The sequence below is a fragment of the Streptomyces sp. CG4 genome (genome assembly GCF_041080655.1).
Taxonomy (GTDB): Bacteria; Actinomycetota; Actinomycetes; order Streptomycetales; family Streptomycetaceae; genus Streptomyces.
This window is the reverse complement of sequence record NZ_CP163525.1, coordinates 918359-933046: the sequence shown is the minus strand read 5'-3', so window position 1 is coordinate 933046 and position 14688 is coordinate 918359. Positions and strand designations below refer to the sequence as shown.

Below are 14688 nucleotides of genomic sequence, written 5' to 3'. Positions count from 1 at the left end.
GTCACATGGGGGAAGGGAACACCGTGCTGCGTTGCAGCCACGTCCTGTGCAAGGTCGACGACGTCAGGTCGGTCGTACGGGACTACGAAGAGCTGGGCTTCACCGTCGCCTACGGCAGCGCTCCCGAGCGCGCCCACAACGCCCTGCTGTGGTTCGAGGAAGGGCCGTTCATCGAGTTCTTCCAGCTGCCGCCCGCATTCCGCCTCGCGAGGTGGCCCATGGCCGCCGTGCACGGCAGGGTGGCCGGTGACCGGCTGGCCCGTTGGGCCCGCGCGGGCGAGGGCTGGCGTGACCTGGCACTGGAGACCGACGACACGGAACTCGGCGCAGTGCATGGGGCACTGAGGGCCGGGGGTGTCCGCGTGTCGCGCGTGATGAAGGGCCGTCGTACCCGCCCGGACGGCGACCTCGTGCGGTACCAGTTCCTCGCCACGCAGCCCGCGCGGCTGCCGTTCGTGGTCTCCGCCTACGACCCGCCGCAGCGCCCGGCTACGGTGCACCACCCCAATGGGACCCGGCGCATCAGCCGGGTCCGCCTGGGCGTGGCCGAGCGCCATCGGGCCGCCTTCGACGCGCTCGCCGCCCATGTGGAGCCGGACGGCACGCTTGGCGTCGAAGCCGCTCCCGGCACCGGAGTCGTCGCCGTCGAAGTCGACGGTCTCGCCGCACCGTTGGATCCGGGCCGACTCCACGGCGCGGTGCTGACCGCACCGGCCCGGACGGAGTAGACCGTGGAGACACTTCCCGGATTCGGCGGCCGCCTCCTCACTCCCGGCGCGCCCGGATACGACCGGGCCCGCCGCGTCCGTAACGCCCGCGCCGACCGGCGCCCCGTCCTGATCGCCCGCTGCACCGACGCGGACGACGTGATCGCCGTCCTGGCCCACGCCCGGGGCCACGGGCTGCCCGTCGCCGTCCGGGGCGGCGGTGCCAACGTGGCGGGCTGGGGCACGTGTGACGACGGCGTGGTCATCGACCTCGGCGGCATGAAGCGGATCGACATCGACCCCGTCGCCCGGACCGCCGTCGCCGAACCCGGTCTGACGTGGGGCGAGTTCGACGCCGCAACGCAGGAGCACGGCCTTGCCGTGCCCGGCCCCCGCAACGCCGACGTCGGCATCGCCGGCCACACCCTGGGCGGCGGCGTCGGCGACCTGTCCCGCCAGCACGGGCTCACCAGCGACAACGTCACCTTCTTCGACCTGGTGACCGCCGACGGGCGCCACCTGCGCGCCGACGCCGACACCCACCCGGACCTGTTCTGGGCGCTGCGCGGAGGCGGCGGCAACTTCGGCGTCGTCACCCGCTTCGGATTCCGTCTGCACCCGGTGGACGGCGTCGTCGCCGGCCCGCTGGTCCACCCCGCAGGCCAGGCGCCCGCCGCTCTGCGGACGGCTCGCGACTGGCTGGCCGGCGCCCCGGACGAAGCCTCGCTGATCGCGCTCTTGTGGACCGCGCCGCCCCTGCCCTTCGTCCCCGAGCACCTGCACTTCGAACGGTGCGCGGTACTCGTCCCCAGCTGGTTCGGGCCGCCCGAGCAGGCCGACGAGGTGCTCGCACCCCTGCGCCACGGCACGGCCCGCCCGGTCGCCGACCGGGTCACCCGCCTCCCTTACACCACCTACCAGCGCCTGCTCCCGTCCCCGCCCGACGTCACGCGCCAGCACGTGTACAACCGCGGCGAACTCCTCACCGACCTCACCGACACCACCCTCGACCTGCTCCTCGGCCACTGGAAGACGGCGGGCCCCAACTTCTCCGTCGTCCTCGGCGCCCTCGGCGGCGCCATCAGGCGTGCCCCGGCCGGGCCCACCGCCTTCACACACCGCGACGCCGGCTGGTTCGTCGAGCTGTGCGCCCAGTGGTACGGCAACGCCGACAGCTCCGAGCACCTCACACCGGCGCGCAGTGCCTGGCAGGCACTCCAGGAGGTGACCGAAGGGCCCTACGTCAACCTTCTGCCCGACCCGGAGCCCCACTGGGTGCGCGCCGCCTACCCGGACGTCACGTACGCCCGTCTGGCCCGCGTGAAGGACACCTGGGACCCGGACAACCTCTTCCGCTTCAACGCCAACATTCCGCCCCTCGCGGCCAAGGAGAACGATCGATGACCACCGCTTCCACCCCGGCCGAGCTGATAGCGGACCTGCGTCAGGCGGGAGTACAGCTCTGGGAGGAGGACGGCACCCTCCGCTACCGCGCCCCCAAGGGCACCCTGAGTGCCGAACGACTCCAGGCCCTCAAGGACAGCAAGACGGCCGTACTGGAGTGTCTGCGGGCCGAGGCCCGGCCCACCGCGCTCACCCCCGATCCGGCGGCCCGCCACGAGCCGTTCCCGCTGACCGACGTACAGGCCGCCTACCTCCTCGGCCGCAACGAGGTCTTCGGCTACGGCGGCGTCGCATGCCACGTCTACCTCGAGGTGAACTACCCCGACCTGGACCCGGCCCGCACGGAGGCCGCCTTCAACCGGCTTGTCGCCCGCCACGACATGCTGCGGGCCGTCATCGATCCGGCGGGCCACCAGCGTGTCCTGCCGACCGTACCCCGGCTGACGGTCCCCGTCGGGGAGTCCGAGGAGGACCTCCTGCGGTTCCGCGAGGAGATGGGCCACCGGGTGTACGACACCACGCACTGGCCCCTGTTCGAGGTCCGCCTGACCCGCACACCCGACCGAGCGGTCCTGCACCTGTCGATGGACTTCCTCATCGCGGACTGGGCGAGCATCTGGCTCCTGCTCGGCGAGTTCGAGACCCTGCACGCAGACCCGGAGGACCAACTGCCCGTGCTGGAGGTGGAGTTCCGCGACTACCTGCTCGCCGAGCGTGCCCTGCGCGACTCCCCGGCACACCAGCGGGACAAGGACTACTGGTGGTCCCGGCTCGACACCCTGCCGCCCGCCCCGGACCTTCCGCTCGCCGAGACGGACCAGAAGCCCCGCTTCCGCCGCCGCTTCCTGAAACTGGACACGGCCTCCTGGGAGCGCCTGAAGGACCGCGCCCAGCGCCGCAGCCTGACCCCGTCCGCGGTCGTGCTCGCCGCTTACGCCGACGTGATCGGCCGCTGGAGCCGCAGCCCGCACTTCTGCCTCAACCTCACCGTCCTCAACCGGCTCCCGCTGCACCATCAGATCGACCGCGTCGTCGGCGACTTCACCACCGTCAGCCTTCTCGCCGTCGAACCGGCGTCCGGCGCCACCTTCGCCGACCGGACCCGGGCGCTCGCCGGCCGGCTCTTCGACGACCTGGACCACCGGCTCTGCTCCGGCGTGGAGGTGCTGCGCGAGCTCGCTCGCCGCCGGGGCCGCGAAGCCGCGCTGATGCCGGTCGTGTTCACCAGCGCCATCGGCCTCGGCGACGACGGAACCGGCGGCCGCGCTGAGGGCCGGCTGGACGGCTTCGGCATCACCCAGACCCCGCAGGTCTTCATCGACTGCCAGGCCATGGACGACGCCGAGGGCCTGCAGGTCAACTGGGACGTCCGCGAGGGCGTGTTCCCCGACGGCCTCGCGGACGACATGTTCGATGCCTTCGACACACTCATACGGTCCCTCGCCGACGGCGACGACCTCTGGGACACCACCGATGTCGTGCCCCTGCCCGCCTGGCAGGCCGAAGAGCGTCGCCGTGCCAACGACACCACCGCCGAACTCCCCGATGCCCTCCTGCACCACGCCGTCCTGGCCCAGGCCGCCCACACCCCCGACCGGCCCGCCGTGATCGCCCCGGGCGCGACCCTCAGCTACGCGGACCTCGCCGTCCGGGCCACCGCCGTCGCCGAACACCTGCAGGCTGAGGGCTGCGCACCAGGGGAGCGTGTCGCCGTCGTCATGGACAAGGGCCCCGAGCAGGTCGTCGCCGTCCTCGGCACCCTCCTCGCGGGTGCCGTGTACCTGCCGGTCGACACCGCGCAGCCGCCTCTGCGCCGCGCCGCCATCCTCACCGACGCCGGCGTACGGCACGTCCTGACCCAGTCCTGGGTGGACACCGGTGGCCCCGCGATCGCCGTCGACACGCTCGCCCCCGCACCCCGTGCCGCCGAGCCCGGACAGGACGGGGCCCCGGACGCCGCCGCCTACGTCATCTACACCTCCGGCTCCACGGGCCGGCCCAAGGGTGTCGTCATCAGCCACCGGGCCGCCCTCAACACCATCGGGGACGTGAACCGGCGCTTCGGCGTCACCGCAGACGACCGCGTACTGGGCCTGGCGGCCCTCGGCTTCGACCTGTCGGTGTACGACATCTTCGGCCCCCTGTCGGTCGGTGGCGCCCTCGTCCTGCCCGACCCCGGGCGCCGCACCGACCCCTCCCACTGGGCGGAGCTGATCGCCGAGCACGGTGTCACCGTCTGGAACTCGGTCCCGGCGCTGATGCACATGCTCACCGACTATCTGGAGAGCGAGCCGGGTCTGCAGGTGCCCACCCTCCGTCTCGGCCTGCTCTCCGGCGACTGGATTTCCGCCGGCCTGCCCGGCACGCTCACTGCCCGCATACCCGGGCTGGAGCTGATCGCGCTGGGCGGCGCCACCGAGGCCGCCATCTGGTCGAACTACCACCGCTGCGAGGGAGGTTACGAGGGCCGCAGGAGCATCCCGTACGGCCTGCCGCTCGCCAACCAGGGCTTCCGCGTGCTGGACGCCGAGCTGCGCGACTGCCCGGTGTGGGTCGCCGGGGAGCTGTACATCAGCGGCCACGGACTCGCCCAGGGGTATCTGAATGATCCCGAGACCACGGACCGCCGGTTCGTCACGCGCGACGGCCAACGCCTCTACCGCACCGGCGACCTGGGCCGCTACCTGCCGGGCGGGGAGATCGAGTTCCTGGGCCGCGAGGACAGCCAGGTCAAGATACGCGGCCACCGCATCGAGCTGGGCGAGATCGAGGCGGCGCTGCTGGAGCACCCGGCCGTGGCGGCAGCAGCGGTCGTCGTGGACGGTACGGGCGAGGAACGAGCGCTCCTCGGCGCGGTCGTCCCCGCGCCGACGGAGCAGGCAGTCACAGGTGCCGCATCTGTGAAGCCCGTTGTGAGTGAGGCAGCAGACGCCGCAGTGCCCGGCCTGGACCGTGACCAGGTGGCCGAACACGTCGACGCCTTCGACGCCGCCGTTCTGTCCTCGATGGCGAACGCGCTGCGCGAGCTGGGCCTGTTCCCGGTGGCGGACGGCCGACCGATGCAGCAGGCTCTGACGGAGGCCGGTGTCGCGCCGCGCCACCACTGGCTGGTGCGGCGCTGGCTCGCCGTACTGGACGACCACGGCGTCGGTGAGGCTGACGCGCCGACCACCTCACGCCTGTGGCAGCACGCCGAGCAGGCCTGGTGCGAGGAGGTCGCCTCCCGGGACTTCCTGACCTACGTCAAGAGCCACGCCGAGCGCCTGCCCGACCTGCTGACCGGCCGCCAGGATCCCGTCGAACTCCTCTTCCCCGACGGCGACTTCACGACCGCACACGCGCTGTACCGCCGCAACGCCACGGCTCGCTACCTCAACCGCGCCGTCGCCGCCGTTCTGGAACACACCACGACAGACCGTCCGCTGCGTGTTCTCGAAGTGGGCGCCGGGACGGGCGGTACCACCGAGGACGCCCTGGCGGCGCTCGCGGACAGGGACGGCTCGTACCACTTCACGGACGTGGCGGGCTTCTTCCTGCCCGAGGCCCGCCGCCGCTTCGGCTACCGCGAGAGCCCGCGCATGAGCTTCGGCGTCTTCGACGTGGACGCCGACCACCGCGCGCAGGGCCTCGCCCCGAACGCGTACGACGTCGTGCTGGCCGCGGGCGTGCTGGAGAACGCCCGCGACATCTGCGCGTCCCTGACCCGGCTCACCGAACTCGTCGCGCCGGGCGGCCGGCTCGTGCTGACCGAACCCACCCGTGAGCACCCGTGGATCCTGGCCTCGCAGGCGTTCATGATGACCGAACCCGAGGACGCCCGCGCCCACGGTGGCAGCTCATACCTCGACCGCGACCAGTGGCTCGCGCTGCTGCACGAGGCGGGCGCCGAAGAGGCGCTCTGCCTGCCGGACGACGGGCACGCTCTGGCCCCGCAGCACGTCCACCTCTTCGCGGCCCGGCTGAAGACCGACCGAGCGCGGGTCACCGGGGAAGAACTCGCCGCCTTCCTGCGTGAACGGCTGCCCGCCCACATGATCCCCACTCACCTCCAGACCGTCGACGCCCTTCCGCTCACCGGCAACGGCAAGGTCGACCGCCGTACGCTCGCCACCTGGCGGCCCGCCGTCACCGACGCCGCACCCCGGCCCGCCGGTGAAGCACCCGCCGACGCCCTGGAGTCCCGGCTCGCCACGCTCTGGGCCGGGGCGCTGCCCAGCGGACGCGTGGGCCGCACCGACAGCTTCTACGACCACGGCGCCGACTCCCTGATCATGGCGCGGATGGCGGGACGGCTGCGCGAGGAGGTCCCCGACGCGTCCGGCATCCCCTTCGACACGCTGCTGCGGCAGTTGCTCAACCACCCGACCGTCGCCGACCTCGCCGCTTTCCTGCGCGACCGCGGGGACACACCCGCCGGACCGGCCGTGCGCCGCGCCGGCACCGGCAGCAACGCCGCCCTGATGTCCTTCAGCACCTTGGGCGACGGCCCGCTGCGGGTGATGTTCCACGCCGGGCTCGGCACCATGGACTGCTACCGTCCGCTGGCCGCCCGCCTGGTCGAGCAGGACCTCGGCCCGGTCCTCGGCGTCGTCATCGACGACACCGAGCGCTACCTCGCGCAGGATCCGGCCACCGTCATCGAGCGCGCCGCCGACGACTACGCCGAACGCCTGCTGGCCGAGGGCCACGACCGGCTCCAGCTCATCGGCTACTGCCTGGGCGGCCTGTACGCCACCGAGGTGGCCCGCCGCCTCGACGAACGGGGCGTGCGCGTCGAGGACCTCGTGCTCATCAGCAGCCACCCGGTCGTCGTCGACGTCGAGGACGACCTGATGATCGAGATCCTGTTCGTGCCCAACCTGCACATCTCGCTCGCTCAGACGGGATTCGGCGACATCGACGCCGACACCGTCGTCCGCGGCTTCATGCAGGTCATCGAGCGCAACGGCGGCAAGGTCCCGCTGGGCGCGCTGGCCGAGGCCGACGGCCCCGCCGGTGAGTACTTCCGGCGCCTTGCCTCCTGCACCCGCGAAGAGAGGTTCGCCGTGTACGCCCGGACCGCCACCGAGGCCGGTGGACAGACCGTGCCGCCGGAGATGGTCGCCGCGATGTTCCGGGTCTTCCGGCAGAGCTTCCTGTCGGCCCGGTTCACCCCGGAACCGTACGCGGGCGACGTCCGCTTCCTGCTGCCGAGCGGCGCCTCCGGCTTCGCACCCGGCATGGACGACACCACCCTCGCCTTCTGGCGGGACGTGTGCCTCGGTGAGCTGCCCGTCACCGCGATCGAAGGCAACCACTTCACCTGCATCGAAGAGCCCGGCGTCGCCCGCGTCGCCGACCTCGTGGCCGCCCCGCTGCGCGCGCCCCACCGCCGTTGACCAGGAGCCCAGCATGACCGAGCAGTATCAGCAAACCCACATCACAGGGCCGTTCGCCCCATTGACCGTCGTGGCCCAACTCGTCGGCTCCGGCCTGCTCACGGACTACGTGGTCTATGAGCAGGAGCGGCGGTGGTACATCGCGGGCAACCCGATCCACGACGTACGCCTCGACGCACGGGCGATACACGTCGGCGAGAGGACGAGTCCCTGGTCCGGAGCACCTTGGGAACCCCTGCACTCCGCCCTGCACGAGGCCCCGGTGTCCGACTGGCACGCCTACGGCTGGCTGGCGTTCGAGCTGGCGAGCCGTGCTCCCACGGACAGCCCGCTCGCCCACCTGATGGTCCCCGGCACCGAGATCACGGTGACCGAGGAGAAACTGACCGTCCGTACCCTCGACCCGGACCTCCCGGACCGCCTCCGCAAAGCGGTGGCCGACAGCCCGAAACCCGCAGGGGCCCCGAAACCGGTCGACGTCCACGACCCGCTAGGCACCTACCAGGGCCATGTCGCCCACACGGTCACCGAGATCGGCCGGGGCAGGCTCGACAAGGTCATCCTCTCGCGTACCGTCCCGGTGCCCTTCCCCGTCGACATGACCGCCACCTACCTGGCGGGCCGCGCCTCCAACACCCCCGCGCGCTCGTTCCTCCTCGACCTCGGCGGTATCCAGGCAGCGGGCTTCAGCCCGGAGACCGTGCTGGAGGCGTCCGGCGACGGCACCGTCACCACCCAGCCGCTTGCCGGGACCCGTGCGCTGACCGGCGATCCGGACGTGGACGCCGCCCTGCGGTCGGACCTGCTTCGCGACCCCAAGGAGGTCTACGAGCACGCCACGTCCGTGAAACTGGCCGTCGAGGAGCTGTGCTCGGTCGGCGTGCCCGGCAGCACCCGGGTGGCGGAGTTCCTCACGGTCAGGGAACGCGGCAGCGTCCAGCACCTCGCCTCCCGGGTCAGCACGGATCTGGCCCCCGGCCGCACCGCGTGGGACGCGCTGAGCGTGGTCTTCCCACCGGTCACGGCCTCCGGCATCCCCAAGCAGGCGGCCTACCAGCTGATCCGCGAGCTGGAGGAGGAGCGTGGCCTGTACGCGGGCGCGGTGCTGCGCGCCGGCGCCGACGGTGCACTGGACGCCGCCCTCGTCCTGCGCGCCGTCTACCAGCGGGACGGCCACGCCTGGCTGCGTGCGGGGGCCGGCGTCGTGGGGGCCTCCCGGCCCGCCCGCGAGTACGAGGAGACCTGCGAGAAGCTGCGCAGCGTCGCCCCCTACGTCGTCCCGAAGGAGGGCTGACCATGCTCGACGGCTTCACGCCCTGGCCCGTGGCGTTCGCCGGCCACTACCGGACGCGCGGCTACTGGACCGGCCGCACCCTCGGCTCCCTGCTCCGTGACCGGGCCGCCGCCGCGCCCGACGCGGTCGCCGTCGTGGACGGGCACCGGAAGTGGACGTATCGCGAACTCGACCTGCGCGCCGACCGGCTGGCGACCGGACTGCACGATCTGGGCATCGCCCCCGGCGACCGGGTCGTCGTGCACCTGCCGAACATCGCCGAGTTCCTGGAACTGAGCTTCGCCCTGTTCCGGCTCGGCGCCGTCCCCGTCATGGCGCTGCCCGCCCACCGCGAGGCCGAGATCGCCCACCTGCTCACCCTGTCGGAGGCGGTGGCGTACGTCGTCCCGGACACCCACCTCGGCTTCGACCACCGGTCTCTCGCCCGCGCCGCACGAGAGAAGGCGCCCAGCCTGCGTCACGTACTCGTCGTCGGCGACGCGGAGGAGTTCACTTCGCTGGCGTCCCTGTCCGCCGAGCCGCGGACGCTCCCGGAGCCGGACCCGTCCGACGTGGCGCTGCTGCTTCTGTCCGGCGGCACCACCGGTGCACCCAAGCTGATCCCGCGCACCCACGACGACTACCTCTACAACGCCGCCGCCAGCGCCGCCGTGACCGGTCTGAGCCCGAACACCCGCTATCTGGCGGCGCTGCCCGTCGCTCACAACTTCCCCCTGGCCTGCCCCGGTCTGCTGGGCACCCTCCACGCGGGCGGCACCGTCGTGATGTGTCCGTCGCCGAGCCCGGACGCAGCGTTCCCGCTGATCGCCGCTGAACGCGTCACCGTCACCGCGCTCGTCCCGTCCCTCGCCCTGCTGTGGCTGGAGGCAGCGGAGTGGTCGGAGGACGACCTGGACAGCCTCGAACTGCTCCAGGTGGGCGGCTCCCGCCTCAAGGCCGAGACCGCCCGGCGCGTCACCCCGGGACTGGGCTGCCGTCTGCAGCAGGTGTTCGGCATGGCCGAGGGGTTGCTGTGCTACACCCGCCTCGACGATCCGGAGGAACTGGTCCTCGACTCCCAGGGCCGCCCCCTCTGTCCGGGCGACGAGATCCGCATCATCGCCACCGACGACCGGGACGTGCCGGACGGCGAGGTGGGGGAGCTGCTGGTGCGCGGCCCGTACACGCTCCGGGGCTATTACAAGGCTGCCGAACACAACACCAGGGCGTTCACCGAAGACGGCTACTACCGCAGCGGCGACCTGGTGCGTCGCCTCCCCACCGGGCACCTCGTCGTGGAGGGCCGCATCAAGGACGTCATCAATCGCGGCGGGGAAAAGGTCCCCGTCGAGGAGGTGGAGAACCACCTCCTCGCTCACCCGGCCGTCCACGACGCGGCCCTGATCGGCCTGCCCGACGACCGTCTGGGGGAGCGTTCCTGCGCCTGCGTCGTCCCGCGCGGCGCTCCGCCCAGCCGCGTCGAGCTGGCCACTCACCTCACCGCCCGCGGACTCGCCGCCTACAAACTCCCCGACGAGCTCCGGGTGCTCCCGTCCTTCCCCCGCACCGCCCTCGGCAAGGTGGACAAGGCCGCGCTCATCCGGCAGGTGAGCGCGTGAACACGGTCCTCGCTCTGGTCAAGGCCGCCCCGAAGGTGCGCAGCGTGCTCCAACGTGCCGTGGGACTCAGCCTGTTGAGCGGCATCTGCTCGGTCCTCGGCTTCGTCTGCCTCGCCTACGGCACCGGGGAACTCCTCGCAGCCGACCCGTCCGGCGCCGTGGTCACCCGCTGGGTCCTGGGGGCGTGCGCGGGACTGGCCGGCGGCTTCGGCGCGCGCTGCCTCGCCGAGCACCTCGCCCACGAGGCCAGCTACGCACTCGAAGTCGTCCTGCGTCGCGGGCTCGCCGACAGCCTCGCCCGTATGCCACTCGGCGAAGTGCAGCGGCTCGGCGCCGGACGCATCAAGAAGATCGTCCAGGACGACGTGAAGTCCCTGCACAACGTGGTTGCCGACGCACTGCCGTTCCTCGGATCGGGCGTCGCCCAGCCCGCAGCCGCCCTTGTGGCCCTGGGTGTGGTGCAGTGGCGGATGCTGCTCGCCGTCCTGCTGATCGTCCCGGTCGCCTTCGTCTGTTTCGCACTCCTGGCCCGCGACTACGGCACCCAGCGCGAGCGCTACAACACCGCGAACGAGAACGTGAACGCGGCCGTCGTCGAGTTCGTCCAGGGCATGCCGGTCGTGCGTACCTTCGACGACGGCCGCGCGTCCTTCGGCCGGTTCGCCACCGCCGTGGAGGAGTTCACCGAGGCTGTCGGTGTCTGGATGGCCACCACCCGCTCCTCCGGGCTGCTGCACCGGCTGTTCATCGTGCCGCTGCCCACCCTGCTCGTCGTCGCCGCCACGGGCGTCCCGATGCTGGAAGCCGGCTGGATCTCCCGCACCGACCTCCTGCTCGCCCTGCTCATCGGGACCCTGCCCATCGAGGCCGTCTCACCCCTGATGCACCTGACGAACCACATCAACGACGCCAAGGCCGGTGCCGTACGCGTACAGGCCCTGCTGGACGCACCGCCCCTCCCCGCGCCCGACGACCCGCGCGAACCCGACGGCGCGTCGATCACCTTCGAGAACGTCACCTTCGAGTACCCCGGCCGCGAGGACACCCCCGCCTTGGACGGCATCGACCTGGACATCGCCGAAGGCACGGTGTGCGCCCTGGTCGGCGCTTCCGGATCGGGCAAGTCGACCCTGGCACGTCTGATCCCGCGCTTCCATGACGTCACTTCGGGCGCCGTCCGCGTCGGCGGCGTGGACGTCCGGGACATCGCGAGCGACGTCCTGCTCCGGCAGATCGCGCTCGTCTTCCAGGAGCCGTTCCTCGTCACCGGCACGGTGGCGGAGAACATCCGTCTGGCGCGTCCCAACGCCACCGACGCCGAGGTCCGGGCAGCGGCCGAGGCGGCCGCCGCCCACGACTTCATCGTGCGCGACCTGCCCGACGGCTACGACACCCAGGTCGGCGAGCGCGGCATCCGCCTGTCCGGCGGACAGCGCCAGCGCATCACCATCGCCCGGGCGATCCTCTCCGAGGCGCCGATCGTGATCCTCGACGAGGCCACCGCCTTCACCGACCCCGAGACCGAAGCGGCCATCCAGCAGGTGATCGCCCGCCTCACCCGGGGCCGCACCGTCCTGGTCATCGCCCACCGGCTGTCCACGATCACCGACGCCGACCAGATCGTCGTCCTCGACCATGGCCGCATCGCCGAACGAGGCCGCCACGCCGACCTCGTCGCCGCCGGAGGCCGCTTCGCCCGCCTCTGGGAGAACCACCGGCAGGCCGCCGCCTGGGGCATGACGGGCCACCGCACCCAGGAGGTCACCTCGTGAAGCGCATCCTGCGCCTGATGCTCACCGCTGCCGGCCCGTACGCGCCGCAGTTGCGCACCACGCTCCGCGTCTCCCTGGCCGCGGCCCTCCTCCAAGCCGCCGCCTACGCCTGCTTCGTCCCGCTCCTCGCGGAACTGAGCCACGACCCGGTCCGCACCGGCCGCGCCTGGGGCTGGGTGGCCCTCCTGGCCGCACTCGTGGCCGCAGAAGGCGCCCTGCGGATACGGGAGATGGCGTTCACGTACGACTACTGGCACCTGGTCACCGGTTCCACTCGCCTCCGCCTGGGCACCGCCCTGCGTGCCATGCCCCAGCAGGACCTGAACAGGCGCGCGGCCGGGGACCTGACCCAGGTCGTCGGCGGCAACGCCACCATGGCGGCCACCGCCGTCTCTTCCCTGGCCGCGCTGTTCGTCCAACTGGTCACCGTGCCGTCAGTGCTGGGCCTCGTCGTCCTGGCCATGGACTGGCGCCTCGGCCTGGTCCTCGTCGCCGGTACCTGCGCGGCTCTTCCGCTGGTACGGCAGATCCAGCGCCGCTCCGGCACCGGATTCCGAGAGGTCGACGAGGCAGAAGGGGAGACGGCGGCAAGGATCGTGGAGTACGTCCAGGGCCTGCCGGTCCTGAAGGCCACCGGCCAGGCGGGCGCTGACTCGCCGCGCCTGCTCCCCGTCCTGGCCCGCCAGCAGCACACCCAGACCGCCACCAACCGGTCCGCCGCCCTTCCCGTCGCAGGAGCCCAACTCATCGTGCACCTCGCGCTGGTCGCACTGGTCTCGCTCGGTGCCGCACTCGTCCTCGACGCCCGGCTCACCCCCGCGACCCTCCTCGCGATCACCGTGGCCGCAGCCCGTTTCGCAGAGCCCCTGAGCCTGGCCGCCGTCATGGCCAAGCTCTTCGAACTCGCCGAGGCGGCGCTCGCCCGCATCGACGACGTCCTCTCGGTGCGGCCGCTGCCGGTCGCCGCAGGCGGACAACCGCCCTCCTCCTTCGACATCCGCTTCGACAGCGTCACCTTCACATACGACGGCCAGAGCGAACCCACGCTCAGCGACATCGACTTCACGATCCCGGAACGGAGCCTGACCGCCCTGGTCGGCCCCTCCGGCTCCGGCAAGACGACCATCACAAGACTCATCAGCCGTTATGCCGACCCGCAGACGGGCAGTGTGCGCATCGGCGGCAACGACCTGACAGCACTCGAACCCGACGAGGTCCTGAGGCACATCGCTGTCGTCTTCCAGGACGTCTATCTCTTCGACGACACCATCCGCGCCAACATCGCCATCGCCCGTCCGGACGCCACCGACACGGAGATCGAGGAAGCGGCACGAGCCGCCGGCATCCACGACTTCGTCCAAGCGCTGCCCGACGGATACGCCACCTGCGTCGGCGAGATCGGCTCGGCCCTCTCCGGTGGCGAACGCCAGCGCATCTCCATCGCCCGAGCTTTCCTCAAGGACACCCCGATCGTGCTGCTCGACGAGCCCACCGCCGCCCTCGACAGCACATCGGAGCGGGTGGTCCAGGCCGCCATCGACCGGCTCGTGGACGGCAAGACCGTGGTCGTCGTGGCCCACCGCCTGTCCACAGTCGTCGGCGCCGACCAGATTCTCGTCGTGGAGGACGGACGCGTCACCCAGCGCGGCACCCATACCGAGCTGCTCGCAGAACCGGACGGCCGCTACGCCCGCATGTGGGCGGCCCAGGCGGCAGCACGCCACTGGCAGCTGCCGGTGGCTGCGGCGCGCACGGAAGGAACGCACGCATGAACCCCACCACCGGCGCCTCCGGAAGCCGTGATGGTGAACAGCCGTGGTGGCCGCCACGGCGTTGGCCGGCCAGACGAACGCCCCGAATGCCGTCAACAATGGGATCTCGATCTTCGTGACCGACAGGTTCCGGGCGTAGGACAGCCAGCGGTCAGATGGCCGCGGCAAGGCGCGGCTTGCGGTGGAAGACCTGACGGGCGTGCCAGTCGGGGTGAGCGGCTGCGATGGGGCGCGCCGGGCTGCGTACCCACGAGCGGACGGCCCGCGAGGATTATGACGTGCTCACGGGCAGCGGGAGGGCGGCGTTCAGCCCGACCGGCACCGTGCCGATCCTGCCGTCGTAGCGCAGAAGGCCCACCGGTACTCGTAGGCGGTCAGTATCAGTTCCCGCATTCGCCGGGCCCGCCGCTTGCGCGCCGTCGCGAGCTGCTCGGTCTCCGAGGGCTCCAGTTCCAGGCCGACGGCTTCGCACAGGTCGGTGTGGAGGGAAAGGGGAAAGTGCGGATCGAGCAGCAGTCGAACGATTCTGCCGAGCGGGGGTGCCTGGCGTTGCAGCGCTGCTCTCAGGTCCGGCGCGAGCCGCCCGGTGGCATTCGTCCGCCGCTGATCCCGGATCCCACTTCCGGGGCTGCCGGGTCGGCGATCGGTACGGATGGCCCCGAAGACCCCGCTCACGCAGCGATGGCAAGTGGCGGGCCCTGCACGGTCGTTGACGACGCCTGGTCACTGACCTTGCGAGAGCCGGTGTCGTCTCGCGGTCGGG

7 protein-coding genes and 1 pseudogene are annotated in these 14688 nt (G+C 71.9%); 7 read left to right on the top strand and 1 reads right to left on the bottom strand.

What is annotated here, in order from left to right:
- Positions 1-5: 5 nt before the first annotated feature.
- Genes AB5L52_RS04330 through AB5L52_RS04300 form a run of 7 tightly spaced genes read left to right on the top strand, consistent with a single transcriptional unit; the run spans position 6 to position 13925 of the window.
- The gene (locus AB5L52_RS04330; RefSeq protein ID WP_369362679.1) at positions 6-728 is read left to right on the top strand and encodes a VOC family protein; all 723 of its coding nucleotides are present in this window, start codon (positions 6-8) and stop codon (positions 726-728) included.
- A 3-nt stretch (positions 729-731) separates the two neighbouring features.
- Positions 732-2111, top strand: coding sequence for an FAD-binding oxidoreductase (locus AB5L52_RS04325; protein WP_369362678.1), 1380 nt, complete (start codon positions 732-734; stop codon positions 2109-2111).
- Positions 2108-7489 (top strand): amino acid adenylation domain-containing protein, encoded by a 5382-nt coding sequence (locus AB5L52_RS04320; RefSeq protein ID WP_369362677.1) that lies wholly within the window; start codon positions 2108-2110, stop codon positions 7487-7489. Before AB5L52_RS04325 ends, AB5L52_RS04320 begins: the two co-directional genes overlap by 4 nt.
- A gap of 13 nt (positions 7490-7502) precedes the next feature.
- Positions 7503-8783 (top strand): salicylate synthase, encoded by a 1281-nt coding sequence (locus AB5L52_RS04315; protein ID WP_351576407.1) that lies wholly within the window; start codon positions 7503-7505, stop codon positions 8781-8783.
- A 2-nt stretch (positions 8784-8785) separates the two neighbouring features.
- Entirely contained in the window at positions 8786-10381 is a 1596-nt protein-coding gene (locus tag AB5L52_RS04310; protein WP_369362676.1) for a (2,3-dihydroxybenzoyl)adenylate synthase, read from the top strand.
- Positions 10378-12153, top strand: a complete 1776-nt coding sequence (locus AB5L52_RS04305) for an ABC transporter ATP-binding protein (protein WP_369362675.1) — start codon at positions 10378-10380, stop codon at positions 12151-12153. The genes AB5L52_RS04310 and AB5L52_RS04305 overlap by 4 nt, the downstream gene beginning before the upstream one ends.
- A complete protein-coding gene (locus tag AB5L52_RS04300) occupies positions 12150-13925 on the top strand; it encodes an ABC transporter ATP-binding protein (RefSeq protein ID WP_369362674.1) in 1776 nt (591 codons plus the stop codon). Before AB5L52_RS04305 ends, AB5L52_RS04300 begins: the two co-directional genes overlap by 4 nt.
- 151 nt (positions 13926-14076) lie before the next feature.
- Here AB5L52_RS04300 and AB5L52_RS04295 read toward each other — a convergent pair.
- A pseudogene (locus AB5L52_RS04295) lies at positions 14077-14579 on the bottom strand (restriction endonuclease); the annotation flags it as partial.
- Between the last annotated feature and the right edge of the window lie 109 nt (positions 14580-14688).